This is a genomic window from Bacillus salipaludis, assembly GCF_030938565.1.
Lineage (GTDB): Bacteria > Bacillota > Bacilli > Bacillales > Cytobacillaceae > Neobacillus > Neobacillus salipaludis_A.
Genome location: NZ_JAVGVR010000001.1, coordinates 4,778,814 through 4,803,890, shown reverse-complemented (window position 1 = coordinate 4,803,890; position 25,077 = coordinate 4,778,814). Strand labels below are relative to the sequence as shown.

29 protein-coding genes and 2 tRNA genes are annotated in these 25,077 nt (G+C 38.0%); 19 read left to right on the top strand and 12 right to left on the bottom strand.

Annotated features, from left to right (window positions below; translation table 11 throughout):
• Positions 1-119: 119 nt before the first annotated feature.
• Complete coding sequence (locus tag RCG21_RS23775) at positions 120-362, bottom strand: hypothetical protein (protein ID WP_026576592.1); 243 nt, start codon at positions 360-362, stop codon at positions 120-122.
• 95 nt (positions 363-457) lie between these two features.
• Between RCG21_RS23775 and yoyC the strand changes: the two genes are divergently transcribed.
• On the top strand, positions 458-736 hold the full coding sequence (gene yoyC, locus RCG21_RS23770) for a protein YoyC (protein ID WP_133336148.1): 279 nt from the start codon (positions 458-460) through the stop codon (positions 734-736).
• Between the two features lie 31 nt (positions 737-767).
• Here the strand turns inward: yoyC and RCG21_RS23765 are convergent, their stop codons facing one another.
• Complete coding sequence (locus RCG21_RS23765; protein ID WP_133336150.1) at positions 768-1,244, bottom strand: Hsp20/alpha crystallin family protein; 477 nt, start codon at positions 1,242-1,244, stop codon at positions 768-770.
• A 63-nt stretch (positions 1,245-1,307) separates the two neighbouring features.
• A complete protein-coding gene (locus tag RCG21_RS23760; RefSeq protein ID WP_133336152.1) occupies positions 1,308-1,787 on the bottom strand; it encodes an Hsp20/alpha crystallin family protein in 480 nt (159 codons plus the stop codon).
• 326 nt (positions 1,788-2,113) lie between these two features.
• Between RCG21_RS23760 and RCG21_RS23755 the strand changes: the two genes are divergently transcribed.
• Positions 2,114-2,908 (top strand): SDR family oxidoreductase, encoded by a 795-nt coding sequence (locus tag RCG21_RS23755; RefSeq protein WP_133336154.1) that lies wholly within the window; start codon positions 2,114-2,116, stop codon positions 2,906-2,908.
• 9 nt (positions 2,909-2,917) lie between these two features.
• On the opposite strand, the gene RCG21_RS23750 is transcribed toward RCG21_RS23755, so the two are convergent.
• Positions 2,918-4,285 (bottom strand): MATE family efflux transporter, encoded by a 1,368-nt coding sequence (locus RCG21_RS23750; RefSeq protein WP_133336156.1) that lies wholly within the window; start codon positions 4,283-4,285, stop codon positions 2,918-2,920.
• 236 nt (positions 4,286-4,521) lie between these two features.
• Between RCG21_RS23750 and RCG21_RS23745 the strand changes: the two genes are divergently transcribed.
• Positions 4,522-4,680, top strand: a complete 159-nt coding sequence (locus RCG21_RS23745; protein WP_165976303.1) for a hypothetical protein — start codon at positions 4,522-4,524, stop codon at positions 4,678-4,680.
• Between the two features lie 82 nt (positions 4,681-4,762).
• Here RCG21_RS23745 and RCG21_RS23740 read toward each other — a convergent pair whose 3' ends face one another.
• Together RCG21_RS23740 and RCG21_RS23735 are read right to left on the bottom strand one after the other, a co-directional pair.
• On the bottom strand, positions 4,763-5,323 hold the full coding sequence (locus tag RCG21_RS23740) for a GNAT family N-acetyltransferase (protein ID WP_133336158.1): 561 nt from the start codon (positions 5,321-5,323) through the stop codon (positions 4,763-4,765).
• Positions 5,324-5,616: 293 nt separating this feature from the next.
• On the bottom strand, positions 5,617-6,753 hold the full coding sequence (locus tag RCG21_RS23735) for an amidohydrolase (RefSeq protein ID WP_133336159.1): 1,137 nt from the start codon (positions 6,751-6,753) through the stop codon (positions 5,617-5,619).
• 288 nt (positions 6,754-7,041) lie between these two features.
• Here RCG21_RS23735 and RCG21_RS23730 point away from each other — a divergent pair, with 288 nt between their 5' ends.
• The 7 genes from RCG21_RS23730 (at position 7,042) to dapF (ending at position 12,230) form a co-directional block, all read left to right on the top strand.
• Positions 7,042-7,365, top strand: a complete 324-nt coding sequence (locus RCG21_RS23730; RefSeq protein WP_026576584.1) for a DUF4870 domain-containing protein — start codon at positions 7,042-7,044, stop codon at positions 7,363-7,365.
• Positions 7,366-7,465: 100 nt separating this feature from the next.
• A complete protein-coding gene (locus tag RCG21_RS23725; protein WP_026576583.1) occupies positions 7,466-7,657 on the top strand; it encodes a PLD nuclease N-terminal domain-containing protein in 192 nt (63 codons plus the stop codon).
• Entirely contained in the window at positions 7,657-8,565 is a 909-nt protein-coding gene (locus RCG21_RS23720; RefSeq protein ID WP_133336160.1) for an ABC transporter ATP-binding protein, read from the top strand. Before RCG21_RS23725 ends, RCG21_RS23720 begins: the two co-directional genes overlap by 1 nt.
• Entirely contained in the window at positions 8,562-9,341 is a 780-nt protein-coding gene (locus RCG21_RS23715; protein WP_133336161.1) for an ABC transporter permease, read from the top strand. Before RCG21_RS23720 ends, RCG21_RS23715 begins: the two co-directional genes overlap by 4 nt.
• A 77-nt stretch (positions 9,342-9,418) precedes the next feature.
• Entirely contained in the window at positions 9,419-10,279 is an 861-nt protein-coding gene (locus tag RCG21_RS23710) for a patatin-like phospholipase family protein (RefSeq protein WP_133336163.1), read from the top strand.
• A 107-nt stretch (positions 10,280-10,386) separates the two neighbouring features.
• On the top strand, positions 10,387-11,163 hold the full coding sequence (locus tag RCG21_RS23705; RefSeq protein WP_133336165.1) for a hypothetical protein: 777 nt from the start codon (positions 10,387-10,389) through the stop codon (positions 11,161-11,163).
• Positions 11,164-11,246: 83 nt separating this feature from the next.
• Positions 11,247-12,230: a diaminopimelate epimerase gene (dapF, locus tag RCG21_RS23700; protein WP_133336167.1), complete on the top strand. Its 984-nt coding sequence runs from the start codon at positions 11,247-11,249 to the stop codon at positions 12,228-12,230.
• Between the two features lie 7 nt (positions 12,231-12,237).
• Here the strand turns inward: dapF and RCG21_RS23695 are convergent, their stop codons facing one another.
• Positions 12,238-14,076, bottom strand: coding sequence for a DNA ligase D (locus tag RCG21_RS23695; RefSeq protein WP_133336216.1), 1,839 nt, complete (start codon positions 14,074-14,076; stop codon positions 12,238-12,240).
• Between the two features lie 131 nt (positions 14,077-14,207).
• Between RCG21_RS23695 and ku the strand changes: the two genes are divergently transcribed.
• The 4 genes from ku to RCG21_RS23675 all read left to right on the top strand — a co-directional run bounded on the left by ku (position 14,208) and on the right by RCG21_RS23675 (position 16,895).
• Positions 14,208-15,062, top strand: coding sequence for a non-homologous end joining protein Ku (gene ku / locus RCG21_RS23690; protein WP_308913855.1), 855 nt, complete (start codon positions 14,208-14,210; stop codon positions 15,060-15,062).
• Positions 15,063-15,154: 92 nt separating this feature from the next.
• Positions 15,155-16,105 carry a nucleoside hydrolase gene (locus RCG21_RS23685; protein WP_133336171.1) on the top strand — a complete coding sequence of 317 codons (951 nt, stop codon included), beginning with the start codon at positions 15,155-15,157 and terminating at the stop codon, positions 16,103-16,105.
• Positions 16,106-16,318: 213 nt separating this feature from the next.
• On the top strand, positions 16,319-16,519 hold the full coding sequence (locus RCG21_RS23680; protein ID WP_026576574.1) for a cold-shock protein: 201 nt from the start codon (positions 16,319-16,321) through the stop codon (positions 16,517-16,519).
• Positions 16,520-16,691: 172 nt separating this feature from the next.
• Entirely contained in the window at positions 16,692-16,895 is a 204-nt protein-coding gene (locus RCG21_RS23675; RefSeq protein WP_026576573.1) for a cold-shock protein, read from the top strand.
• Positions 16,896-16,930: 35 nt separating this feature from the next.
• On the opposite strand, the gene RCG21_RS23670 is transcribed toward RCG21_RS23675, so the two are convergent.
• The 3 genes from RCG21_RS23670 to RCG21_RS23660 form a co-directional block, all read right to left on the bottom strand.
• Positions 16,931-17,224 (bottom strand): DUF6509 family protein, encoded by a 294-nt coding sequence (locus tag RCG21_RS23670; protein ID WP_133336173.1) that lies wholly within the window; start codon positions 17,222-17,224, stop codon positions 16,931-16,933.
• A 113-nt stretch (positions 17,225-17,337) separates the two neighbouring features.
• Positions 17,338-17,429: transfer RNA gene (locus RCG21_RS23665), tRNA-Ser, on the bottom strand.
• Positions 17,430-17,433: 4 nt separating this feature from the next.
• A tRNA-Gly gene (locus RCG21_RS23660) sits at positions 17,434-17,507 on the bottom strand.
• 192 nt (positions 17,508-17,699) lie between these two features.
• Here RCG21_RS23660 and RCG21_RS23655 point away from each other — a divergent pair.
• The 4 genes from RCG21_RS23655 (at position 17,700) to RCG21_RS23640 (ending at position 21,995) form a co-directional block, all read left to right on the top strand.
• The gene (locus RCG21_RS23655; RefSeq protein ID WP_133336175.1) at positions 17,700-18,452 is read left to right on the top strand and encodes a DeoR/GlpR family DNA-binding transcription regulator; all 753 of its coding nucleotides are present in this window, start codon (positions 17,700-17,702) and stop codon (positions 18,450-18,452) included.
• Positions 18,449-19,363, top strand: a complete 915-nt coding sequence (gene pfkB, locus RCG21_RS23650; RefSeq protein ID WP_133336177.1) for a 1-phosphofructokinase — start codon at positions 18,449-18,451, stop codon at positions 19,361-19,363. Before RCG21_RS23655 ends, pfkB begins: the two co-directional genes overlap by 4 nt.
• An 11-nt stretch (positions 19,364-19,374) precedes the next feature.
• Positions 19,375-21,243, top strand: coding sequence for a PTS fructose transporter subunit IIABC (locus RCG21_RS23645; RefSeq protein WP_133336179.1), 1,869 nt, complete (start codon positions 19,375-19,377; stop codon positions 21,241-21,243).
• A 602-nt stretch (positions 21,244-21,845) separates the two neighbouring features.
• The gene (locus tag RCG21_RS23640; protein WP_165976305.1) at positions 21,846-21,995 is read left to right on the top strand and encodes a hypothetical protein; all 150 of its coding nucleotides are present in this window, start codon (positions 21,846-21,848) and stop codon (positions 21,993-21,995) included.
• A 121-nt stretch (positions 21,996-22,116) separates the two neighbouring features.
• Here RCG21_RS23640 and RCG21_RS23635 read toward each other — a convergent pair whose 3' ends face one another.
• On the bottom strand, positions 22,117-23,022 hold the full coding sequence (locus tag RCG21_RS23635) for a nuclease-related domain-containing protein (RefSeq protein ID WP_133336181.1): 906 nt from the start codon (positions 23,020-23,022) through the stop codon (positions 22,117-22,119).
• A 146-nt stretch (positions 23,023-23,168) separates the two neighbouring features.
• On the opposite strand from RCG21_RS23635, the gene RCG21_RS23630 reads away from it, so the two are divergent.
• Positions 23,169-23,969 carry a DUF2935 domain-containing protein gene (locus RCG21_RS23630; RefSeq protein ID WP_133336183.1) on the top strand — a complete coding sequence of 267 codons (801 nt, stop codon included), beginning with the start codon at positions 23,169-23,171 and terminating at the stop codon, positions 23,967-23,969.
• A 561-nt stretch (positions 23,970-24,530) separates the two neighbouring features.
• On the opposite strand, the gene RCG21_RS23625 is transcribed toward RCG21_RS23630, so the two are convergent.
• Positions 24,531-24,971, bottom strand: coding sequence for a hypothetical protein (locus tag RCG21_RS23625; RefSeq protein WP_308913854.1), 441 nt, complete (start codon positions 24,969-24,971; stop codon positions 24,531-24,533).
• Between the last annotated feature and the right edge of the window lie 106 nt (positions 24,972-25,077).

Genomic DNA, 25,077 nt, shown 5'->3' with positions numbered 1-25,077 from the left:
TCGCGCCTTCCGCTCCTATCAACATTGTTTCAAAACTCAATATTGCTCTTTAAAAACTTTACCTACATTAAAAAAACACCTTTATAAATGAATAGGTCATTTATAAAGGTGTTCTTATTTTAAGGTTGTTGTCCAAATTTAATGAAGGTACGCTCATCTTCGATTAGTCCGCAAGCGCCGCATTGAATCCGGAATTCTGGGCCTTGATATGGGATATGAAAAGGTTCTAATTCCGTTTCACCATACTCTCTTACAACCACACCGGATTGTGGGTCAAGCTTAACCGAGTGTGCTACTTGTTCAATAATATTAAATCGACTTCGATTGGTTTTACAATTTGGACATTTATATGGGGTAGACATATATTTCTCCTTTCAAAAATGGTCCTTTTTATTTTTTACAAAATACAAGGAAATATGTAACAATGAGCATAAGGGTGATGATTGGGGTGATATAAATGCCAACTGGGTTGGAGTTTTTTGATCGGTTATTGCATGAATATCGAAAGGTATGGAATAATCGTTTATTAAACGTGGAAAATCAGAACAGTGAGGAAATTTTGAAGGATGCGATAAAAAGAGAATTATTAGATGAAAACTCGCACCCTAGGGTTCGGAAAAACAGATATGAAAAATATTATTCCGCTATCAAAAGATTAGTGGATTCAAATATTTCCACTGAAACAAAAGTTCATTTAATTGAGGTTCATAATCAAATGATGGATGAATTAAAATAAAAAGACAGCCCATTCGCGGCTGTCTGCTTCTTCATTCTGGAGTAAGTTGATCGAATGTAATGGGAATCGTCTCGATTTCCTCTTTATTGATTGGCATGAAAATAAACAATAATCCATTTCGTATTTCTGTCCGAATTTGAGTTGTTTTAATGGGAAAGGGGAGGATTATTTCCTTTTTAAATGTCTGATTTGCTCTTTCCTTAATAAAATATTTTCTTCCTTCCTGTAAGGTTTTAAATTCTCCTGTCATCGTCAATAGCTGTTGATTGACAGTAATATGAAGATCTTCCTTACGCATCCCCGGAATTTCGGCTTCAATCACAAGCACATCATCCGTTTCATATAAATCGCATTTTGGAAAAGAACTCTGTATTTTTGTAAAGGGGCTAATGGAGGGACTCTTTATGACTTTTTCAACACTTTTTTCATCAAAGATTTGCTCCCAAAAATTATCACCTTGAAATTTTTGGGTCAATTCCAGCCATTTTTTAAGTTTATCCATTTCCATTCCAACCACCACCTCTAATTCATCATATTTTACTGGAACAAAAACATACCATAAAAATAGATGCTACATTATTTCTGTCACATCAATTTGAGAAAACTGCATATCGATATTTTTGGGAATTCTTACTTCTAGAGTCCCATCCTTATAATTCGCTGAAGCACCTTTCTTTCTAACAATCGCCGGAAGGGTAATCGTATGTTTATCTTCATATTGGGGGATATGGTCGACAATAAGCTGATTGGAGGTATGGTAAATACGCAGCTGCTTGAGCCATTCCTCACTTTTAATCGCAATCCGCACGTAAACAAAGTCATGTGTTTCAAATGCCGAGGAATTCAATGTACCTGTAGCGCTCTGCTGCTGGGTAGTGCCAGCTGAAGCGAATCCATTAAACATTTCGTTTGGGTTCATCATTCCACGCATGCTGCCGGGTATTACCTTTCCAATGAGGTCCTGGACATAATTATTGATTTCTTCTGGTTTCATGTTTTGCAGGTTATTCTTCATATCCTTATTAAAAGGGAACATATTCCATGGGAACATTTTTTTCATCCTTTCAACTGCCTGAAAAGGGCCTTATTCGTCCTACCACATACTATGCTAGCAAACGCCTATCCGTTATTAAAACCTGCTTTTCTTATTTAAATCAAAGGCTGGGTTAAAGGCCAATGTTTTTATTTTACATCGTTGATTGGAGCGACGAGGAGGATCCCCGGTCCGCCCATGGAAAAAGAAGCGCCTGGAGCGGAAATCAACAACCAGGTTTAACATGTCAAATTCATAAGGTAATGTTTAAAATTTGCATATATAATCAAATCTTTTTAACATATAGTATAAAGATAAATTGGAAAATAGAGAGGTAATGGTGTGTGAAGAAAAAAACTGCTTTGATTACCGGAGGGGCAACCGGCATTGGAAAAATTACTGCTTTACAACTTGCAGAAAAAGGGTATCAGTTGATTATTAATTATCGAAGCAGTGAATTGGAAGCAAAAGAACTTGCAAAGCAGCTCGAGGAAAGTTTTGGAACCGATTGCCTGTTACTTCAAGGGGATGTGGCCAAACAAGAAGATTGTATCCGAATGGTCCACCAAGCATTAACAAGATTTTCTTCGATTGATGTTTTAATCCATAATGCAGGGCCATACATACACGAAAGAAAAAAACTAACGGATTATTCATTCGAAGAATGGAATTATTTATTAAATGGAAATTTGTCAGCTGTTTTTAATTTATCAAAGCTGACCATACCTATTATGAGAAAAAATAAATGGGGAAGAATTATTACAATGGGGTTTGACAGGGTCGAAACAGCGCCTGGTTGGATTTATCGTTCTGCTTTTGCTGCAGCAAAAACGGGTCTAGCATCCTTGACAAGAACGATTGCCATTGAGGAAATGATAAACGGGATTACGGCCAATATGGTAAGTCCAGGGGATATTAGCACCGAATGGAAGGAAAAAACAATTGAACAAGCCTTTTCTTCTGATAATAGTCTTACTTCAGTCGGGAGATCAGGGACAGGTGAAGATATTGCAAGAGTGATTTCTTTTCTCGTCGATGAAAATTCAAGTTTTATAACCGGGAGTATTATCCCTGTGACCGGGGGAATAGATGTATTGGGAAAAGCATTGAAAGACGAACATAATATAAAAGAGTCCTGACCAAAATCATTAGGACTCTTTTTGTATGTTTGCTTGATTCGCGGTTTTTTGAACCCAAAGTAAACGTAATAAAAGACAAATTGCTCCGACTGCGAGTCCCGCAATCAAACCGATCCAATAACCAAATGCACCCAGATCAGTATAAACTGCCATTACATATCCAAGTGGGAGGCCGATTACCCAATAGGATAGAAGAGAGGCTAAGAAGGTAATATTTACGTCCTTATACCCTCGTAGTGCACCTTGGATTGGTGCCTGGATGGCATCAGATAATTGAAAGAATAACGCGTAAAGCAAAAATTTCGCCGTTAATTTTAAAACCACTGGATCTGTCGTATAAATTCCCGCAATATCATAGCGGAATAGCAGTAAGATTATTCCGCATAACCCTGCCAGTAAAATTGCGATTCCAACTCCAAGCCAGCTGTATTCCTTTGCATCCTGATTTCTTTTGGCGCCAATTTCAAAGCCGACCAAGATGGTTAAGGCCATGGAGATGCTGAGAGGAAGCATATACAAAAATGAAGCAAAATTTAATGCTGACTGATGGCTGGCTATTGTATTGGTATCAAAAGTACTCATTAGCAAAGTAACAGCAGCAAAAATGCTGGTTTCAAAAAAAATCGAAAAACCAATAGGAATGCCAATTTTTAATATTTCCTTTGATCTTGAAAGGGATATTTTATGAAAGTGGCGGAAAATACCAAAATTTGAAAATGGTTGATTCGTACAGATGATAAAAATCGAAATACAAGTAATCAGCCAATAGGTAATCGCTGTTGCAACACCTGCTCCAATTCCTCCAAGTTCAGGGAAACCAAATTTTCCATAAATCAACAGATAATTAAAGACAACATTAATCGGAAGTGAAGTTAAAGTAATGACCATCGTAACACGCGTTTTCCCAAGCGCATCAATAAATGATCTTAATACGTTATAAGCGAAAAGTGGGATCATTCCAAAGCTTAAGGCAGCAAGATAGTCATGGGCTACTTTCCGAACATGTGGTTCAAGGCTCATACCGTTTAAAATGGGGTCAAGAATGATAGCGCCTATAGCGATAACGATAATGGCAATGATTACAGATAAATAAAGTCCTTGAAACACAGAGTGTGCAACCTTATCCTGCTGTTTCGCCCCATTTAATTGCGCAACTATCGGCGTAACGGCCAACAATATTCCACTAAGTCCAGTAAATACCGGAACCCACAGGGAGGAACCTATTGCAACACCTGCCAAATCGGATGGGCTGTAATGCCCGGACATGGTTACATCAAAAAAGTTCATTGAAAAAAGCCCAAGCTGGGTAATCAGAATCGGGAATAAAATATAAATTAATTGTTTTAACTTTTGCTTCTTTGTAATGGTTTGTTTCAATTTTTAGTTTCTCCATCTTCTTTAGGTTACAAAGAGTTATTATATCATGGAACCTATTCCAGTGGTTTACAAAGATATCGTTAACAAGCTGTTTTTCTGTCTTAAAAAACATACCCAATGTACAAAGGATATACAAACTGCTTTTACAATTTTTCGAACAATTTGATTACAAGGAATGAAAATGGATTATTTTGCGGATAATAGTTGTGTATCATCTATGGAAAGGAGCAAAGAAAATGAGCTTTAATATTAATCGTATTAATCCTAATCAAACCCAGGTATTTTTTCATGATGGTCGATTTGAAACGTTAACGAATGAGGAATTAGAAGAATTTTTGCTCCAGATGGGTATAAGTGAAGTAGATGGAACAACCGAACAAAGCGTAATAGATTAACGAAAGTAAGATGATGACTATGCACCCAAGGGCGCTAGTCTTTTTTCTTGTAAAAAAAGCAATCGGCGGTGGCCGATTGCTTTTATGCTTCCAATAAATGAGTGGAATCTGTTTGAAGAGAGTCGTTTCTCATTATATAGAAGGTATATTGATCTTTTGGAATTTCATATAAATCGTAAACCTCACCATTGGCATTTAATTGCTCATACAGTGATTTTCGTGTTTCATTTGCTTTTATGACATATGGTAGTTTTTCCGCTGCTTTAATCGAACGGATATTGATCTTACGGATTCGCATATAAATCGTTTCAATTCCCATTTCGTAGAAAAGCTCACTGAAAAAAGCTTCTTTCGCAGGATTATTATACCCTTTTCCATGATAAGGTTTGCCTAGCCAGGTTCCCAAAAATCCGGCATTTTCTTCAATATCAAATAGATTAATTGTACCAATAGGGGAACCCCATTCATCAAGAATAGTGCGGGAGATTAATTCACCACGTTCTTCAGCTTCAATGGTTTTCTTTGTCACGAATAAGAATTCGTCATAGGATGCTGCTTTTTGGCGAACAAAAGGGAAGACATCTGGATGCGTCATTAGTTCATAAAGTGTGTGGCTGTCGTGAAGATCTCTTTTCTTCAGCATGAATATCCCTCCATTAGGGCAATCCGATCCCATGTCAAAAGAAAACGGCCCACCCTCGAAATTTTTTATTAGAATTGCTAAAAAATTTCGGGGTGGGAATCGAACCCACTAGAACCAGTATACTGGTGGCGCACCATTTGCCTTCCCTATATCATTTTTTTTGAAAAATAAAGATTAAAATAGTCCCCCAAATTCAAGTTACCATTAGTATCATCAAAAGTATGATACCATAAAAAAAAGCGAAAAATAAATAGGTTTTTGTTTGTTTTTAAGTGAAATTTTTTTCCAATTTTCTACAAAGTTTTTGCCTCTTCGAAAACCATTTCTCCACCTATCATTGTCCATTTTGGTTTTGCTAGATAATGGAAAGGATGGTGGCTCCATAATACAAGGTCAGCATCTTTTCCTTCTTCAATACTTCCGAGACGGTCATCAATTTTTAAATTTTTTGCTGGAAAAATCGTAATCCCCTCTAATGCTTTTTGTTCCGGAAGACCTTCTCTTACTGCAATTCCTGCACAAATATTCAAATATTGAATCGGAGTATAAGGGTGATCTGTGGTAATGGAAACTTCTACCCCATTATTGGTAAGTTCCTGATAAGTTTTCCATGTTTTATTTTTTAGTTCAACCTTGGACCTCCTTGTTAAGGTTGGGCCAACGGATACTTTTAGGTTCATCCCTGCTAATTCATTTGCAATTAAATGCCCCTCTGTACAATGCTCAATTCTCAGGTCCAGATTAAATTCTTCCGCAAAACGGGTGGCTGTAATGATATCGTCCGCCCGGTGGGCATGGATTCGAACGGGGATCTCCCTTTTTAATGCCATTACAATGGGTGCAATCCTTAGATCTTCTGGGTTATCGGCGTAAATGGCCTGATAAAATGCTTCGCGGAGCTTGCCCATGATTCCCATCCTCGTAATGGAGTCGCTATTTCCATGGCTGTGGATTCTTTTTGGGTTTTCACCTAGAGCGATTTTTAATCCCGCAATCTCTTGAATAAGCATTTTTTTAATATTTTTGCCCGTTGTTTTTATCACCGATGTGGTCCCTCCGATGATATTTGCGCTTCCCGGCATAATATGAACGGTTGTAATCCCGCTCCGAACAGCATCCGTAAATGCGGCATCTAACGGATAGGCACCGTCGAAAGCACGTATATGCGGGGTTAGGGCCTCTGCTGTTTCATTCGCATCGTTTCCCGCCCAGCCCGTACCTTCGTCATAAAGTCCAAGATGTGTATGGACATCAATAAAACCTGGTAAAAGATAGGCATTTCCACAATCAATTATTTTAACTTCTAAATCGGTGATGATATGCTGTCCAACTTTAGCGATTTTTCCATCTTCAATTAAAACATCCCCTGAATGAATAGGGGTGTCGGTAATCGGATATACCGTTGCATTCTTCAAAAGTATTTTCGTCATATTTAAACCTTTCTTCCTATATTTCATGTATTTAACTATTTTACCAAGCAGTATATTTTCCGAAAAGTTAAAAATGTTCCGAGCAATAACTTTTATTCTTTTATATGCAAAAAAGCCCAATTTTGAAACTTGTGTTCATTATATTTATTTTTAGGTTATTTTGCCCGTGTACTCTGTTAGCAAGCCTGAAAATAATAAGCGGATTTTACCAGAAACAATGAAATCTTTTCCAGAATAGAGCGTACATATAAAAGAAAGGATTTTTTTAATGAAGAAGGAGGTGCTATAGTGGTAAAAAGTGAAGAAAGGCTCTTGGCAGCAGTTCTTTATATAGTTAGTTTTATTTTTCCGATTATTGGACCATTAGTCATTTGGTTAATTAAAAAAGATGAATCATCATTCATTGATTATCATGGGAAAGAGTACTTTAACTTTTTTATTTCCTATACCATTTATTGTATTATAGGCGGGATATTAACGATCATCATTATCGGTATTATTGCCTTGTGGGTTTTAGGGATTGCAGCGGTCGTCTTTACCATCATAGCCGCTATAAAAGCGTATGAAGGTCAAGAATACCGGTTTCCATGGATCTTTCGCTTAATTCAATAGAAAAATTTTTCAGAACCTGGTATAAATATTTGCCGGGTTCTGAAACGTTTTTCTAGGTCAAACGTCATATATTTATAAATAGAAAAAAGGGGGAGATAGCATGGCAAATATAAACTGGGCACTTCTTGCGCCTATTCTGGTGATTGAGTTAATTTTAGTAATTGTTGTATTGGTGGATATCATTCGCATTGAAAAAACAAATGGACCTAAGTGGCTTTGGGTACTGCTAAGTTTATTCTTTAATCCAATTGGGCCGATTCTTTATTTTGTAATAGGAAGGAGTAAAAGCTGATGTCCCTTATTCAAATTTCTGGATTAAAGAAGAGTTTCCAGGGAAACGAGGTAATTAAAGGTCTTGATTTTCATTTAGATAAAGGAAAATGTATTGCCCTTTTAGGCCCAAACGGCGCAGGAAAAACCACGACGCTTAGGATGTTAGCTGGTTTAATGAAACCGACTGCTGGAACGATCGCTTTTAAAGATGCAAAGAAAGATGGAGATATTCGCCACATTATCGGTTATCTCCCTCAGTTTCCAGTTTATTATGATTGGATGAGTGGTCTTGAATTTCTTCAGTATGTTGGGAAATTGGGGGGCTTAACGAATAAAGAAGCAAAGGAACGATCACTTAAACTTCTTGAACTTGTTGGGATTTCAGATGCGAAAAATCGAAGGGTAGGCAAATATTCAGGCGGAATGAAGCAGCGCTTAGGTATTGCACAAGCCCTTATCCATCGGCCGCAGATGATCATGCTCGATGAGCCAGTTTCAGCTCTAGATCCCATTGGGCGAAGAGAAGTACTCGATTTATTGGAAGGACTAAAAAGAGAAACCACCATCCTTTTTTCCACCCATATTTTAAATGATGCGGAAGAGGTTAGTGATGAAATCCTGTTTTTACATAAAGGTCTAATTGTTGAATCCGGAACCATGGAGGAATTAAGGGAACGCCATCAACAGTCCAGAATTGATTTGTTTTTCAAAGGGAAGGCCGAGCTATATGCAGATGCTTTTGGAAAAAATCCGTTCACAAAAACCATCTCCATTGAAGGCAATCGACTAAGTGTAACCGTGAACGATATTGAACAAGCTAGACAAGTCTTTCTAAGAGAAATTTCGGAACATAACTGGCCGCTAGAAAAATTTGAAATGAGCAGCATGACGCTTGAAGATGTGTTTATGAAGGTGGTGGGAAAATGAGCCAATGGATTACGCTCCTTAATAAGGAGCTATTAGAAATGTGGAGAAATTTCAAATGGATTTGGGTGCCCATCACGTTTATTCTGCTAGGTGTGCAAAAACCGTTATCCTCTTATTATTTGCCGCAGATTCTTGACTCAATAGGGAATCTGCCAGAGGGAGCAAAGATTGAAATTCCAAAACCCTCCGCACAGGAGGTATTTGTTAGTGGTTTAAGTGAATATTCCTCCTTAGGTGTGTTAATTATTGTTCTAACGACAATGGCGCTAATTGCCGGTGAAAGAAAAAGCGGTGTTGCTGCCATGATTTTAGTTAAACCGGTTTCATACCGCTCTTTTGTAACAGCGAAATGGGTGGGGGCTCTTCTGCTAATGTGGGTATCTTTTTTTATCGGTTCGGCTGCAACTTGGTATTATACCGGGATATTATTTGATTGGGTTGCAGCTGGCGAAGCCTTTCAAGCATTCTTTCTTTATGGACTATGGTTTACCGTAATTTTAACCATCGCCTTGTTTTTTAGTGCGGCTCATCTCGTTCCTGGTGTGGCTGGTTTTGTCTCCCTTTTGGTAGTGATTATTTTAAGTTTGGTATCAAGCTCTCTTTCCGATTGGCTGGAATGGAGCCCGGCAATGTTAACAAAATATGCGAACGATTTAGTATTAATAGGCAAATTAGCGGATTATACTCTGCCAGCATGTTTGCTCTCGATTGCAAGTATTCTCATTCTGCTAGCCTTAAGTATTTTTATTTTTCGAAAAAAAGAGCTGGCATCATAAGAGGCAGTTTAGTTTTCAAATTCGTCCATATATGACAGAATAAACATGATAAAAATAGAGGAAAGGGACGAAGCAATGTGTTAAATGGAGTCGGTTTGGTTCTTGAGGGCGGGGGAATGCGTGGTGTTTATACGGCGGGCGTTCTTGAATACTTTTTAGAAAATCAATTATTTTTTCCTTATGTAATCGGCGTCTCTGCGGGGGCTTGTAATGCAGCATCTTATTTGTCAAAACAAAAGGGAAGAAATAAAACCGTAACAATTCAGTATGCTTCGGATCCGCGATATATATCTTGGAGAAATTATTTTAAAAATCGTCAGTTTTTTGGAATGGATTTTATCTTCGATGAAATCCCCAATCAACATGTTCCCTATCATTATGATGTCTTTTATAACGGTCCCTCTGAATTTGTTGTGGGAGCAACCGATTGCTTAACAGGGGAAGCGGTTTATTTCAATAAAAGAGATTATGGCCAAGAACTACTGACTGTTTTACGGGCATCGAGTTCGCTTCCATTTATTGCACCTGAAATAACCTATCAAAATAAAATTTTGCTTGATGGTGGAATTAGCGATCCAATTCCAATTAAAAAAGCACAATCAGATGGCTTTAAGAAAAATATTGTGATTCTTACAAGAAATATGGACTATCGGAAAAAGCCCTCGAAGTTTCATTTCCTTGTTAACCGAAAATATCCTGACTATAAAGGGCTGCAAAGGGCTTTAAGGAATCGGTATCAAATGTATAACGACACTCTCGCTTTTTTAGAAAAAGAAGAGGAGAAGGGAAATGTTTTTATTATCCGGCCATTAAAGCCGCTCCAGGTAGGAAGAATGGAACGGAATCCAGTGCGGTTAGAGGAGTTATATAACCAGGGCTATGAGGATGCCAAAGTATTAAGCGGAAAAATAGTAAAATATGTGCAATCAAATAATTAAGAGACTTTTGCAGGTCTCTTTTTTGATTTAATGAGGAAATCTTCTATCATTTTTCTTAGTATTATTTAATAGACTGATATAAGAGGAATGGATAAGGAGTTTTCATGATGAAAATAGATAAATATTATCGCGAATCTGCTAGCATCAGTCTAAATGGTAGCATCGCTGCACTAGTACCCGCATTTTTAATTATAATAGTAGATCTTTCTTTCTTTCAGAACAAGAAAATGATGCTGTTAACTATTCCCTTTCTCATTTACAGCTTCATCAGCTTTCAAATCTATTTATTCAAGGTTAGACAAGCACTATTAATAAAGAAAAATTTGTTGAAATCCCGCAGTTTCTACCATTCCATTTTTGAAACAGGGCATTTATTAGCCGTTTATTTACCGAAGCGTTTGCAGCTCTATTTTCCCGATGGAAACCTAGCAGGAGAGATCAAAAAATACCGAGGAAAAAAATTGGGTTTTCCAGTCTTTTCAAAAATTTATGCCCTTAATGATATGAATCATCAATTAATTGGGATTTATAAGGTTAAAAAGGGTAAATACAAAAAAATTGAGGTATTTGACCGAAACAAAGTTTATCAAGGATATTATCAAATCCGGAAATTGAATGCTCGAAAATATAAAAAGGAACTTTTTGACGCAAATGAAAGGTTCATAGGGGCAGTAGAGGGTGCTTCCCTATTTATGGATGAGAAAATCATAAATCCAGCCAACCACCAATTGGGACGTTTGCGCAGGGGCTGGATGCCGGTGGAATGGAGTGATTTTTTTCCGGAGCCAAATACACCGGTGCTTTCATTTACGGAAGGCATTTCAGAAAGTGACAAGCTTTTACAAATGTCTTTTCTCATAAATGAATATTTTATAGAAAGATAATTAGCAGGTTTAAGTTCCTTTCCCTACCAGAATTTGATACTATAATGAATAAATGCAATTACGTGATGCTGGAGGGTTTTAAAGTGCAAATCAACTTAATTAAAGGGCACGGTTCAGGCAATGATTTTCTTTTAATCGATGAAATTTCTAATTCCTATACATTTTCTGAAAAAGAAAGGGCCGATTTGGCAAGGGTTTTATGTAACCGAAACTCTGAACTCGGGGCAGATGGAATTCTGTTCATGTTGAAAAGTGAACATGCGGACGGAAGAATGAGAGTTTTTAATACAGATGGTTCGGAAGCCTCAATGTGTGGAAATGGTCTTCGTCTTGTTTCACGATATATTTGTGAGATGCGGGATCAGAAAGAAGCGATTATTGAAACAATGAAGACCGACTTAAAGGTGAGCAAACAGGCTGATATTTTTCCGGATGTAACAACATATCAGGTAGAGATCTCTCCTGTTTCATTTTTATTGGAGGATTTACCTTTACAATTAAACCAGCCTGACTTAAGAAATGAAAAAATTCCAGAGTTATCTCAAGAATTATATTTCACTGCCTTAGCGGTTCCCAACCCGCATTTAATTACGATTGTAGAATCGGAGCAAATTCAATCAGATCTTCAAAAAGATCTCAGCGAAAAAGTAAATGGGCCGAATGTTTTATTTCCTGATGGAGTCAATGTAAGCTTTGTAAAAGCCTTGGTCAAAGGAAATATTTATGTGAGGACGTTCGAGCGGGGAGTTGGTTTTACCAATGCCTGTGGAACGGCAATGTCTGCCTCCACCCTAGTTACCTGCTTGAATGGGTTAAATGATTTTGAAAAGGCCGTAAATGTTTATAATAATGGCGGTAAGGTTCAATGTGTGGTTCATAAAAACAACGGAAATTACCATATTGATTTAATTGGTAATGCAACGTATCTTTATACTGCTTCTATTGATGTGAATTTTGCTGAGGAAACATTTACAGTAAACTCTAAAGAGGATCTTGCAGAACAGGCAGCATACGAAAAACTCCAGTCAGAAGCACAGGCGTTTTTGGCTGACATCATGAAAGGATAAGGGCTCCTTATCCTTTTTTATTATACTTTAGAACTTCGAGAACAGGTGCAAAGGGCTGGACTGATTTTGTAGAAAAATAGGTTCGAAACGGGTCCCCTTGTTTCCGAACCCGGGTTAAGGCGTTTTTCATTGTAAATTGTGCCGATTCAAGCTTCTCATTAACTTCATCCCAATAAAGTGGTGTGGCTACACCGCCATGTTCATTTCCCCTCATCGAATAAGGGGCAACAATCGTTTTCCCTTCACCATGCTGGATATAGTCCACATATAAGCGATTCCCGCGGTTCTTTTTCATTCGCTCGATTGTAAACGAATCAGGGTCACGTGATATTAAGTAGTCGGCAATAAAGCTTGTGAACAGCCTTGTATCATCATAGGTAAACGTATTTTCAGGTAAAGGAAGGTAAATTTGTAATCCCTTATTTCCTGAGGTTTTAATAAAGCCAATCAAGTTCAATTGATCGAGGACTTCCTTGATAAGTAAAGCGGCTTTTACCGCTAAATGAAAATCATCCTTTGACGGTGGATCTAAATCAAAGACGATTTCACTTGGCCCTCTGCTGTAAATGGTTTGAAACGGAATATGAAATTCAATGGCCAATTGATTCCCAAGCCAGATTAGTGTTTTAAGATGATTACAAAGGATATAGTCAATATTTTCATGTTTAAAGGTTTCCACAAATTCGGGAGCATAATCGGGACAATTTTTTTGGTAAAAAGGTTCCCCGAACATTCCGTGCGGGTAGCGAATAACCGTCAAGAGCCGGTTTTCCAAAAAGGGCAGCATATAGGGTGATATTTCTCTTAAGTAAAGAATAAAATCTGCCTTTTGAATGTTTAGTTGATTCCAAAGAGGTTTATCCGGATGTGAAATGTCTAAGTCCTCAGGAAGATTTTTCTGTTGAAATAAAAACCGGTCATTGGTACAATCTGCAGGCTCTAAGTCAAAGCGGAACCGGTCAAAATGCGGCTCGCGGAGCTGTCCATCATATAACTCTAAATATTTTACTTCAAGGCAAATGGCTGGTTCTACATAAATAAACTGTTCATCTTCCTTTATTTTATTTTGTTTAATTGTTTGTTGAAGAGCCTGCTTCTCCTCCGGTTTAAACCCAAAAAGGACCTGACCAATCGGATGAATCTTTTTGTCCTGATAGACTCCCACGTAAAAGTACCCATTTGTTTTTTCTAAAGAGGTGATAAAACAGCTCACATATTTCCAATTTTTATACTTCAGCCACTGGGAGGAACGCTTTCCTTCTTCCCAGAGACTGTTTTGCTGCTTAGCGACAATTCCTTCGCCATCAAAAAGAACAACTTTTTCCCAAAGCATCTCAAAATCTTCATAGGCTTTAACGAACTGCACTAACTGTTTGGAGTAAGGATCAGCCTCTTGATTAAAGTGGAGCTTCTCAAACAATTTTATTAGTTCTTTTTTTCGTTTCGTAAAAGGCTCCGCATGAAGGGGCTTCCCTGAAAGTTGAAGTGCATCAAATATCATCAGCTGGCACGGTGCATTTTGTGCCTGTTCGCTAATTTTCTTTTCTGACTTTAACCGTCCGCGTACTTGTATTCCAGAAAAATTAGCTTTGCACGGATTTTCCAATAACACAAGCTCCCCATCAAGCTGCAGTGGTAAAAAGGGCTCAAATTCACGTTGATATTGTAATAAAAATTCTTCTATTTCCGGGAATTGTGGAATGAGGGGCTTGCCATTTCTGCTTGTTAAAGTTATCCCCTTTGTATTCCATTCCAATAGTGCACGGAATCCATCATATTTCACCTCGTACAGCCAATCAGGATGGACAGGACGATCAAAAGTCAGACTTGGAAGCATCGGTTTCATCTGTAATGGTCCCTTCTTTTTAGCCTTATTTTGTTTCAAAAAGACTCTCTTCATCCTTTTCCAGTTGTTTATAGGAATGACAGGTTTGTCCGTTTAGCAAAATAAAAGTAAAAAGAATGGAGAATCAGTATATGCATACGATGTGGAAGGGAAGTATCAGCTTTGGGCTCGTGAATATTCCCATAAAGCTCCATACGGCAACAGAGGATAAGGATATTAAGCTTCGGACTCTTCATAATAAGTGTCATGCTCCCATCAGGTATGAAAAAATTTGTACGGTTTGCGAAGAAGAGGTCAAACCTGAGGATATTGTCAAAGCCTATGAATACACAAAGGGGAAATTTGTTGTCTTGGACAATGATGACCTTGAAAAATTACGAAAAGAAAACGAAGATAAAGCGGTTGAAATTATTGATTTTGTCAAAATGGAACAAATTGATCCCATTTATTTTGATCGCAGTTATTATATGTCTCCAAATGAAGGAGGCGGTAAAGCTTACTCGTTATTACGTAAAGCCCTTCAAGAAACCGGAAAGGTTGGACTGGCTAAAATCGTGATTCGCTCGAAGGAGCAAATGGCCGTGATAAGGGTGTATGAAAATACTTTGGTTATGGAAACCATTCACTATCCTGATGAGGTCCGAAATGCAAGTGATGTCCCTAGCGTTCCTTCAGAGGATAAAGTCACGAAAAAGGAATTGGACACCGCCATTATGCTCATTGATCAATTAACAACCGATTTTACTCCGGAAAAATATACAGATGAATACCGAACAGCCCTATTAGAATTGATTGAGTCCAAACGAATGGAAAAAGAAACTGTGGTGACGCCTGCTGCCAAAGAGTCTCCATCAAACGTTACCGATTTAATGGCAGCCTTGCAGGCATCAATCGATCGCACTAAACCGGAAAAAGCCCCAGCACCAAAGAAAAAAGCTGCTGCCCCAAAGAAAAAGACTGTTTCAAGGGTGAAAAAAGAAGCATAAGGAGAAATTGCCGATTTGAATGCAGGTCAAATCGGTTTTTTTCATGTAAGACAGGTAGAGGGGAATACAATAGATAGAAAAGGGGTGAAATAATGGTTCATGTCCTGATGATTACTGATCCTGGAATCGATGACTCGTTTGCAATTATGTATGCCCTGCTAAATCCGGAAATTAATCTTGTCGGGATTGTCAGCGGCTATGGAAATACTCCAAAAGATATTTCGATTAGGAATACTGCTTATTTGTTAAATTTAGCAGGAAGAGAGGATATCCCGATAGTCGCTGGGAGCGCCGGCCCATTATCAGGAGAACCAGTCCAATTTTACCCCGAGATTCATGGAAAGGAAGGTTTAGGCCCTATAAAACCTCCTGACAATATCAAAAATATAAAGGTATATGATTTTAATAAAATTTTAGAAATCATTAAGCAATATAGCGGGAATATCGTGATTGTCTCTGTAGGAAGGCTGACAGAGCTGGCATTGATGTTTATTTTATATGGGAACAATGCGCTAAAAGACGTGACAGCTTTTTATATAATGGGAGGGGCTTTTTTAGTGCCGGGTAACATAACAGCTGAAGCAGAGGCTAATTTTTATGTTGACCCAATCGCGGCCAATTCTGTAATGGAAAAAGCCCATAATGTTTACTTATTTCCCCTAAATATTACCAATCGTGCAATTATCACGCCGGAAGTGATTCATTTTCTATCAGAAAATAGCCCAACACCGTTTCGGCCCCTATTAAAACCAGCATTTGATTATTATTATCATGCTTATCAAAAAAATGTTCCTGGTATTAAAGGGGCACCACTTCATGATGTGGTTCCGCTTATGGCTTTAGTCAATCCTGATTTTGTCCAGTACATTCCTCGTAGAGTGAGGGTAGAGGAAACTGGTCCGGCAAAAGGGAAAAGTATTGCAGATTTTCGTCCAAAACCTGATCCAGAACCAATTGAATCTCTTGACCAAATCGGCTTAGATGCTAATTTTCAAAAGTTTGTTGTTCAGTTCATGGAGGTTTTTCTAAGGGGAAATAAATGACATGTACTTTTATAAAATTTGACTTTTAAAGGAATATAGTATACTATTAAATTACGCTTTAAGTTCGTTAAATATTTATTGGATTAAGTAGTCGTAACTACACGAACATGTGGGTGATGTCTATTGCCTTGCCCCAATTTGTGAGGTTATGGCTTTTCTATATTTAAATGTAAAATCAACTTAAAAGTGAACAATATGTTGGGGGTAAGATCCATGAATAACGGTAAAGTTAAATGGTTTAATGCAGAAAAAGGTTTTGGATTTATTGAAGCTGAAGGCGGTCAAGACGTATTCGTTCACTTTTCTGCAATTCAAACTGAAGGTTTCAAAACTTTAGAAGAAGGCCAATCGGTTTCTTTTGAAATTGTTGAAGGTGCTCGTGGACCACAAGCAGCCAACGTTAAAACAGTTTAATCTTTTAAATAAAAGGTGATGCTCGTGAAATGCATCACCTTTTTATCTATATCTTGATTCTAAATCCTTTTGATTAGGAATAGAATACAAGGATGCATGTTTTTGATTTTGCTCTATGGCTTTTTTATTTGGGAATTTTTTGGACGATAATAAGCGCAAGGAGTGAAGAATTTTGGCTTTCGGCAGAAGAAATGATGTGGAAGTAAAATTAGAAGAAACAAAAGTTTGGGAATGTACTTCAGAAAATTGTAAATGCTGGATTCGCGACAATTTTAAAAGCAGTGAAGTACCGCTCTGCCCAATTTGTAAAAGTGAAATGAAACAGGCTACTAGAGAATTACAGGTTATTCATAACCATAGTAAAAACTTTATGTAAATATAAAAAGCAGGGGTTTTCGCCCCTGCTTTTTATTATTCCCCAATATTTTCTTTGCAGTAGGCGATAATTAAATCTTCTTCGTCTTCTTCTAAGGCAAAATCGAGAACTTTCTCTGTTCCTCTTTCGTAAAAATGATAATTCGTGATTTTCTCCCCATTTTCATCCATTACAAAGATTACCCTTAAGCCAATTCCTTTTTCCGAATAAAGTTCATCCTCTTCATCAATTTCTAGTTGAAGGAAAAACTCATAGCGATCGCCTGAAAGCAGACCAAATGGATCTTCAAGTTTTTCAACTGTATGCCCAGTAATGTTCAAATTTATCATCCTTTACTTATGTATAAACTCTTTCTTATTATACACAATTTTTTATAGAACTAAGATTCCGTGATTATTAAAAAAAACACTTTATTTTAAAGTGTTTATTGAAACAATATGTATGGAGGAGAAGATGAGATTCGAACTCACGCAACGGTTGCCCGTCCTAGCGCATTTCGAGTGCGCCCCCTTATAACCACTTGGGTACTTCTCCATTTTGGAGCGGGTGACGGGAATCGAACCCGCACCGCCAGCTTGGGAAGCTGAAGTTCTACCATTGAACTACACCCGCACTATCCCTTTAACATCAAAAATTATACCACAATATTTTATTTTCATCTAGTTATTTGCAAAACAACGATTGTTTCTTTCGAAATCATTCAATCCCATTCAAAATATGATTGATTTTGAAAGAAAATGATTGATTTTTGCAATCGGTTTCAGTAATATAGAATCAAGAACAATAATTATAGGTGGTGATGACTTGTTAACACCTGAACGTCATCGACTGATTTTACAACTTTTAAAGGAACAGAATATCGTTAAAATCCAGGAGATTGTGGACCTTACCAATACATCTGAGTCAACAATCCGACGCGATTTATCACAATTAGAGAAGGAAAAACATTTAAAAAGAATTCATGGCGGTGCATCAAGACTGCAAGGAAAGCTACAAGAACCGAGCATGATTGAAAAATCAGCCAAAAACCTTCAAGAAAAACGGAGAATCGCCCAATATGCTGCAAGTTTGGTAGAAAAAGGCGACTGTATTTATCTTGATGCGGGGTCAACAGTTCTTGAAATGGTAGAATTCTTAAATCTAACTGACATTGTTGTCGTTACAAATGGTCTAACTCATTTAACGCCATTACTAAATAAAGGAATTCCAACCTATTTAATTGGGGGATTTGCAAAACTGAACACAAACGCGATTATCGGCCGGGGAGCATTAGCAAGTCTTGACCTTTATCGGTTCGATAAATGCTTTATGGGAGTAAATGGAATCCATTCTCAGTTTGGTTTTACAACACCAGATCAAGAAGAGGCAATGGTGAAACATAAAGCGATTTCTCTTTCTAGAGAAGCATACGTCTTAGCAGACGACTCCAAGTTTTCGGAAGTTGCCTTTGCAAAAATAGCCGATATTTCGGAGGCTGTGGTGATAACCAATGCTCTTGACGATGAAACCCAAACACAATATAAAAATAGAACTACAATAAAGGTCGTGACAGCATGATATATACATTAACCTTAAACCCTTCAGTTGATTATATCGTTCAACTCGAAAGCATTCAGTTAGGAGAGCTGAATCGAACAATAATGGAAACAAAGTTTCCTGGCGGTAAGGGAATCAATGTTTCAAGGGTTTTAAGCCAATTAGGTTTAACGAGCAGGGCATTAGGCTTCAACGGTGGTTTTACCGGAAGATACATTGAAGAATACCTGCAAAATGAAAAAATAGAAACGGATTTTATCAAAGTTAACGAAGATACTCGAATCAATATTAAGTTGAAAACTGGCGAGGAGACCGAAATCAATGCGAACGGTCCGAGGATTTCCGAAGAGAATTTCAGAGAGCTAAAGGAGAAAATTAACCATTTAACTGAAAATGATCTTTTGGTCCTAGCGGGAAGCATTCCTTCGACAATGCCAGTGACCACATATGAAGAGTTGGTAAGGATTTGTAAGGAAAGTAAGGCTAAATTTGTTGTTGACGCTGAGGGCGACTTGTTAAAAAAAGTTCTTCCTTACCATCCATTTTTAATTAAACCAAACCATCACGAGCTTGGCGATTTATTTCAAACTACTCTTTCAAGCTGTGAAGACGTCATCCCATTTGGAAAGAAGTTAATTGATATGGGGGCTAAAAACGTGATTGTTTCACTTGCGGGTGAAGGGGCTGTTTTTATAAATAACGAAATGGCCCTCATTGCCGATGTGCCAAAAGGCGTGGTGAAAAATTCAGTTGGTGCCGGAGATTCAATGGTGGCAGGCTTTTTGGCTGAATATCAAAAAACTTCTAGTGTGAAAAAGGCATTTCAATATAGTGTTGCCGCAGGCAGCGCAACCGCCTTTTCACTCGGCTTGTGTACAAAAGATTTAATTGAAGAACTCCTTGAGCAGGTAAAAATTAGAGAGGTTAATTAGGAGGAGAAGCCATGAAAATTACAGAATTGCTCACAAAGAATACTATTCTTTTAAATATAGATGGCCAGGGGAAAGAAGACGCTATCGACCAGCTCGTTGATGTGCTATTTAAGGCCAATAAAATTACGAACCGTGAAGAGTTTAAAGCAGCCATTCTAAAACGTGAAGAGCAGAGTACAACGGGTATTGGAGACGGAATTGCGATTCCTCATGCAAAAGTAAAAGCAGTAAGAGAAGCAGCCATTGTTTTTGGTAAATCCACTTCGGGTGTAGATTATCAATCATTAGATGGACAGCCAGCTCATTTGTTTTTTATGATTGCAGCACCAGAGGGCGCTAATAATACTCACCTTGAAGCACTTGCACGTCTTTCAGGTTTATTAATGAAACAGGAAGTACGTGAAAAGTTACTTCATGCTGTTTCTGCTGATGATGTCCTTGAGGTTATTAATTTTTATGACCAGGAAGATGAAGAAGAACAAGATGTGTCAAATAAAAAGAATGCCATTGTAGCGGTTACGGGATGCCCCACGGGGATTGCCCACACTTATATGGCAGCTGATTCTTTAAAAGCTAAGGCAGCGGAAATGGGTGTTGACATCAAGGTTGAAACCAATGGTTCCGGTGGAGCGAAGAATGTTTTAACAAAAGAGGAAATTGAGAATGCCGTAGCTGTTATTATTGCTGCTGATATCAATGTAGAAATGGAAAGATTTAATGGTAAGCATGTGATTCAGACGGCCGTTGCCGATGGTATACGCAAGCCGCAAAATTTGATTGAGCGTGCTTTAAAGCAGGATGCACCAGTATATTCGGGGAATGGCGGCAAAAGTGAGAATAGCGGTGCCGATTCAAGTGGTAGAAAAGGCTTCTATAAGCATTTAATGAATGGTGTTTCCAACATGCTTCCATTTGTTGTCGGGGGCGGTATTTTAATCGCTATCTGTTTTATGTTTGGCTATAACTCGTTTAAACCAGATGATCCATCCTATAATAAAATTGCCGAAGCATTGATGACCATCGGCGGTGGAAATGCATTTGGTTTAATTGTACCTGTTTTGGCTGGTTTTATTGCACTTAGCATTGCCGATCGTCCTGGATTTGCACCTGGTATGGTTGGCGGTATGATGGCAGCATCAAGCGGCGCCGGTTTCCTTGGCGGGATGATTGCTGGTTTCCTTGCGGGTTATGTTGTGGTTCTTTTGAAAAAGGTATTTGCTGGTCTTCCACAGTCATTGGAAGGAATTAAAAGTATTCTGCTCTATCCTTTATTTGGGATAGGGATTACCGGATTTATCATGCTCTTTGCAGTCAACCATCCGGTTACCTGGTTAAATAAAGAAATTACTCATTGGTTAACAGGTCTTGGAACAGGAAATGCTATTTTACTAGGAATTGTGTTAGGTTTGATGATGTCGTTTGATATGGGTGGCCCGATCAATAAAGCAGCCTATGTATTTGGTACCGGGTTACTAGCGAATGGTGTCTATGAGCCAATGGCAGCGATTATGGCAGCCGGAATGGTGCCACCACTTGGTATCGCGATAGCAACGACATTATTTAAGAAGAAGTTTAATAAGGAGGACCGTGATGCGGGTAAGGCTTGTTATGTAATGGGTCTATCTTTCATTACGGAAGGAGCGATTCCGTTTGCAGCAGCAGACCCGCTTCGCGTGATTCCATCTGTGATGGTTGGTTCAGCAATATCAGGTGCGATGTCTATGGCGTTTGGAATCGGTCTTCGTGCACCACATGGCGGGATCTTCGTTGTTCCATTAGTTGAAGGCGGGGCTCTTCAGTACGCATTAGCAATCTTTGTTGGTGCGGTTGTGACGGCTGTGTTACTTGGGATTCTTAAGAAGCCTGTGAAGTCTGAATAGTGAATGTTGAGCCGGCAGCGGGGTGCTGCCGGTTTTTTTGCTGTTTGTTTCGTTGTTCAGTGGAATTGTGTTCATATGAGCACGGGGGCCAAAATTTTTTAGGTGACAGATGGAGAATGGTCTTCATAGGAGGAATGAAGGCCAAAAGTCTGAGGGTACATGGTGGAAAAGGTCTTCATGGGAGGGATGAAGGCCTAAAGTCTGAGGGGACATGATGGAAAAGGTCTTCATAAGAAGGATGAAGGCCAAAAGTCAAAAGGTTTTTGATGGAAAAGGTCTTCAAAGGGGGGATGAAGGCCAAAAGTCTGAGGGTACATGGTGGAAAAGGTCTTCATAAGAGGGATGAAGACCAAAAGTCTGAGAGTACATGGTGGAAAAGGTCTTCATAAGAGGGATGAAGACCAAAAGTCTGAGAGTACATGGTGGAAAAGGTCTTCATAAGAAGGATGAAGGCCAAAAGTCAAAAGGTTCTTGATGGAAAGGGTCATCAAAGGGGGGATGAAGACCAAAAGTCTGAGAGTACATGGTGGAAAAGGTCTTCATAAGAGGGATGAAGGCCAAAAGTCAAAAGGTTCTTGAAGGAAAAGGTCATCAAAGGGGGGATGAAGGCCAAAAGTCAAAAGGTTCTTGATGGAAAAGGTCTTCAAAGGGGGATGAAGACCAAAAGTCAAAAGGTTCTTGATGGAAAAGGTCATCAAAGGGGGGATGAAGACCAAAAGTCAAAAGTTACCTTAAGGAAAAGGGTTTCATAAAGGTAGTGTAGGCCTAACTTTTTTGGTAGCAGATAAAATTATCCTTCAATTGGTCAATCCCCCTAAATAACCACCACGGTAAGCACTCATAATGAGATGTCAGATGGAGTATGCAATTTTCTTACTCATAAACTGCCCATTGATGAACTCCAACAATTTTAAGACTTTTTCCAAGGGTCCTGCCAATTCTCCTCTTAGAAATAGCACCTCCACACCAATCAAAGATTATATTTGAGTTGATTTTCCAATTTGGAAAAAGAAGCTTATATTCCTCTACGCTTCGCAAAACAGCTGTTGATATCATTTCAACATACCCACACTCATTGCAAATTTGCTTTTTCCCCTGTACAGACACTGAAAATGAGTCACATCCCTTGCAATTCAATCCTTTTTTAAGTTGGTCATATTCATAAGTGGGTAATTTAATCATGGATACCTTACTTTGATGCAAGGCGACCAATTGATTCGCTAGCTTAATATGAATATTATTTAGCCGTGATGGTTTCATATCTAATTTCTTCAAAAAACGATTTAGCTGGGATGGATATATAAACGATAAGTCATAAGGGGCATTTAATAAGGTGAATTCGGGGTTTATAAAAATTACGTGTCCTTCAACTTGTAAATTATATCCGAGATTTTGTAGAAGCTGGCGGATTAGGGTTTTGCTTCGTTTTAGTTGATCCAGCGGATTTTGAATAGGTTTTCCTGAACCACTTTTGAAGTTTTCAGGGTCGTAAATATAATCACCTTCATAATTCTTAACCTCAAAAAAATGATAAGTATTTTGAAAAATGATAGTAGAATCAATTTGAAATTTTGTGTGGTTCACTTCAAGCACTAAATCGTTTAAAATAAATGAATCACTTTGCAGCTTTTCGGTTAAAGAATCAAACTGTACTTCACCTTCATAACCTTTTAAAAGTGCTTTATAATACTTCTTTTCATCTGCGGTAAGTAACATACGTTGATCTAAAATCTTAAATCTTTTCAAATCCTCCGATTCTACTCTTGCCTTAAAAGGCATATAACCACATCCTCTCTTTTAAAACCTAAGTTCATTCTATAAAAAAATTCATGATCGTATAAAAAAATAAATGAATATTTTGTTAACATTTTTTTCTGGGAATTCGAATAAACTTTTAATTGGATTTTTAATAAGGGGGAGAAGAAATGAACGATGTTTTTGAGAGAACCGCCAGATTCGAGCATCGGTTTTGGCTGCAAATATTAGGTGATCATTCCCGATTTATCCACGAAGCATTAGCTCCTGTAGAAAAAAATGAGATTCAAATTGCATCAGAATTTATTCATTCTTTTGATAATCTTCTTGAACAAGCTAAATCCGCGGATATTAACCAATTAACTGATAAAGCAGAAACTGAAACCCTTAGGCTGCGCGACTTTAAGCTGAATTTAATCAAAAGACATCTAACCAGTAAAATAAAGATCCATTTATCGCCATCTTTTCTAAATCACATGGTAAATGAACTTGAAGAATATGTTCGGGTCTTAAAACATTTAAAGTCCCAAGAAATCCCCCCTATCTTCCACGAACTGCACCATCATCTCGTATGGATATTGGATGCTGCAGGGCATGCGAGCGCGATTTCCTCCAACCTGGATAGTGTGGAAAAAACGTTAAAAGAAAAAAGTGATTCTTATACAAAGCATTTTGAAGATTTTTACCTAAAGGCAGTTGAAATGACGGGCTTTCTAAGAACACAACTCACCAATTTTCCGGCCTTAGAAAAATTAAATTCAGATGTAACATTAGAAATTAAGTTATTTCAAAACTTCCTTCAAGAAATTGAAGAACTCGAATTAAGCGCCCAGGCTTTAGGTACATTCTCTCCGTTAATGGCTGACCATATGTTTAGGGAAGAATGTTACTACCTTATGAAATTGGCGGAATCAACAAATGTGGATAAACCAAACTGTGACCCGACCAAGCCTCGATTAAATGATAAATAATGGGAATATCTTCAAAAAATCAAAGATATAATTTCGAATATACTGACATGAACACCAAAACTAGACAGGAAACCATAAGATGCGGCTTTCAACCTGTCAGTGAAGGCTAAAACTACAGAGGAAGCCAAAAGATATAGCCTTCATGGTGTCCATGAGGGCTAAAACTACAGAGGAAGCCAAAAGATATAGCCTTCATGGTGTCCATGAGGGCTAAAACTACAGAGGAAGCCAAAAGATATAGCCTTCATGGTGTCCATGAGGGCTAAAACTACAGAGGAAGCCAAAAGATATGGCCTTCATCAAGTCCATGAAGGGCAAAACTATACATGAAATTAAAGGATTAGGCTTTCATCCTATCCATGAAGGCCAAAACTATACATGAAATTAAAAGATTAGGCTTTCATCCTATCCATGAAGGCCAAAACTATACATGAAATTAAAAGATTAGGCTTTCCTCTTATCCATGAAGACCAAAACTATACATGAAATCAAAAGATTAGGCTTTCATCCTATCTTTGAAGGCCAAAACTATACTTGAAATTAAAAGATTAGGCTTTCATCCTATCCATGAAGGCCAAAACTATACATGAACAAAAAGATATGGCCTTCATCAAGTCCATGAAGGCCAAAACTATACATGAACAAAAAGATATGGCCTTCATCAAGTCCATGAAGGCCAAAACTATACATGAACAAAAAGATATGGCCTTCATCAAATCCATGAAGGCCAAAACTATACATGAACAAAAAGATATGGCCTTCATCAAGTCCATGAAGGCCAAAACTATACATGAACAAAAAGATATGGCCTTCATCAAGTCCATGAAGGCCAAAACTATACATGAACAAAAAGATATGGCCTTCATCAAATCCATGAAGGCCAAAACTATACATGAACAAAAAGATATGGCCTTCATCAAGTCCATGAAGGCCAAAACTATACATGAACAAAAAGATATGGCCTTCATCAAGTCCATGAAGGCCAAAACTATACATGAACAAAAAGATATGGCCTTCATCAAGTCTATGAAGGCCAAAACTACCCAAGACTCAAAAAGATATGGCCTTCAGACAAAACTCATATGAAAATATAACCGCTGGCCTTCAA

Bases quoted from the DNA above. Each gene is read 5' to 3' on its own strand.
- RCG21_RS23645 (WP_133336179.1), top strand. From the start codon at position 19,375: ATGAAAATTACAGAATTGCTCACAAAGAATACTATTCTTTTAAATATA.
- RCG21_RS23670 (WP_133336173.1), bottom strand. From the start codon at position 17,224: ATGATAAATTTGAACATTACTGGGCATACAGTTGAAAAACTTGAAGAT.
- RCG21_RS23745 (WP_165976303.1), top strand. From the start codon at position 4,522: ATGAGCTTTAATATTAATCGTATTAATCCTAATCAAACCCAGGTATTT.
- RCG21_RS23740 (WP_133336158.1), bottom strand. From the start codon at position 5,323: ATGCTGAAGAAAAGAGATCTTCACGACAGCCACACACTTTATGAACTA.
- RCG21_RS23705 (WP_133336165.1), top strand. From the start codon at position 10,387: ATGAAAATAGATAAATATTATCGCGAATCTGCTAGCATCAGTCTAAAT.
- RCG21_RS23760 (WP_133336152.1), bottom strand. From the start codon at position 1,787: ATGTTCCCATGGAATATGTTCCCTTTTAATAAGGATATGAAGAATAAC.
- RCG21_RS23695 (WP_133336216.1), bottom strand. From the start codon at position 14,076: ATGAAACCGATGCTTCCAAGTCTGACTTTTGATCGTCCTGTCCATCCT.
- pfkB (WP_133336177.1), top strand. From the start codon at position 18,449: ATGATATATACATTAACCTTAAACCCTTCAGTTGATTATATCGTTCAA.
- RCG21_RS23715 (WP_133336161.1), top strand. From the start codon at position 8,562: ATGAGCCAATGGATTACGCTCCTTAATAAGGAGCTATTAGAAATGTGG.
- RCG21_RS23775 (WP_026576592.1), bottom strand. From the start codon at position 362: ATGTCTACCCCATATAAATGTCCAAATTGTAAAACCAATCGAAGTCGA.
- RCG21_RS23630 (WP_133336183.1), top strand. From the start codon at position 23,169: ATGAACGATGTTTTTGAGAGAACCGCCAGATTCGAGCATCGGTTTTGG.
- ku (WP_308913855.1), top strand. From the start codon at position 14,208: ATGCATACGATGTGGAAGGGAAGTATCAGCTTTGGGCTCGTGAATATT.
- RCG21_RS23680 (WP_026576574.1), top strand. From the start codon at position 16,319: ATGAATAACGGTAAAGTTAAATGGTTTAATGCAGAAAAAGGTTTTGGA.
- yoyC (WP_133336148.1), top strand. From the start codon at position 458: ATGCCAACTGGGTTGGAGTTTTTTGATCGGTTATTGCATGAATATCGA.
- RCG21_RS23685 (WP_133336171.1), top strand. From the start codon at position 15,155: ATGGTTCATGTCCTGATGATTACTGATCCTGGAATCGATGACTCGTTT.
- RCG21_RS23640 (WP_165976305.1), top strand. From the start codon at position 21,846: ATGAAGGCCAAAAGTCAAAAGGTTCTTGATGGAAAAGGTCTTCAAAGG.
- RCG21_RS23720 (WP_133336160.1), top strand. From the start codon at position 7,657: ATGTCCCTTATTCAAATTTCTGGATTAAAGAAGAGTTTCCAGGGAAAC.
- RCG21_RS23635 (WP_133336181.1), bottom strand. From the start codon at position 23,022: ATGCCTTTTAAGGCAAGAGTAGAATCGGAGGATTTGAAAAGATTTAAG.
- RCG21_RS23765 (WP_133336150.1), bottom strand. From the start codon at position 1,244: ATGGAAATGGATAAACTTAAAAAATGGCTGGAATTGACCCAAAAATTT.
- RCG21_RS23735 (WP_133336159.1), bottom strand. From the start codon at position 6,753: ATGACGAAAATACTTTTGAAGAATGCAACGGTATATCCGATTACCGAC.
- RCG21_RS23725 (WP_026576583.1), top strand. From the start codon at position 7,466: ATGGCAAATATAAACTGGGCACTTCTTGCGCCTATTCTGGTGATTGAG.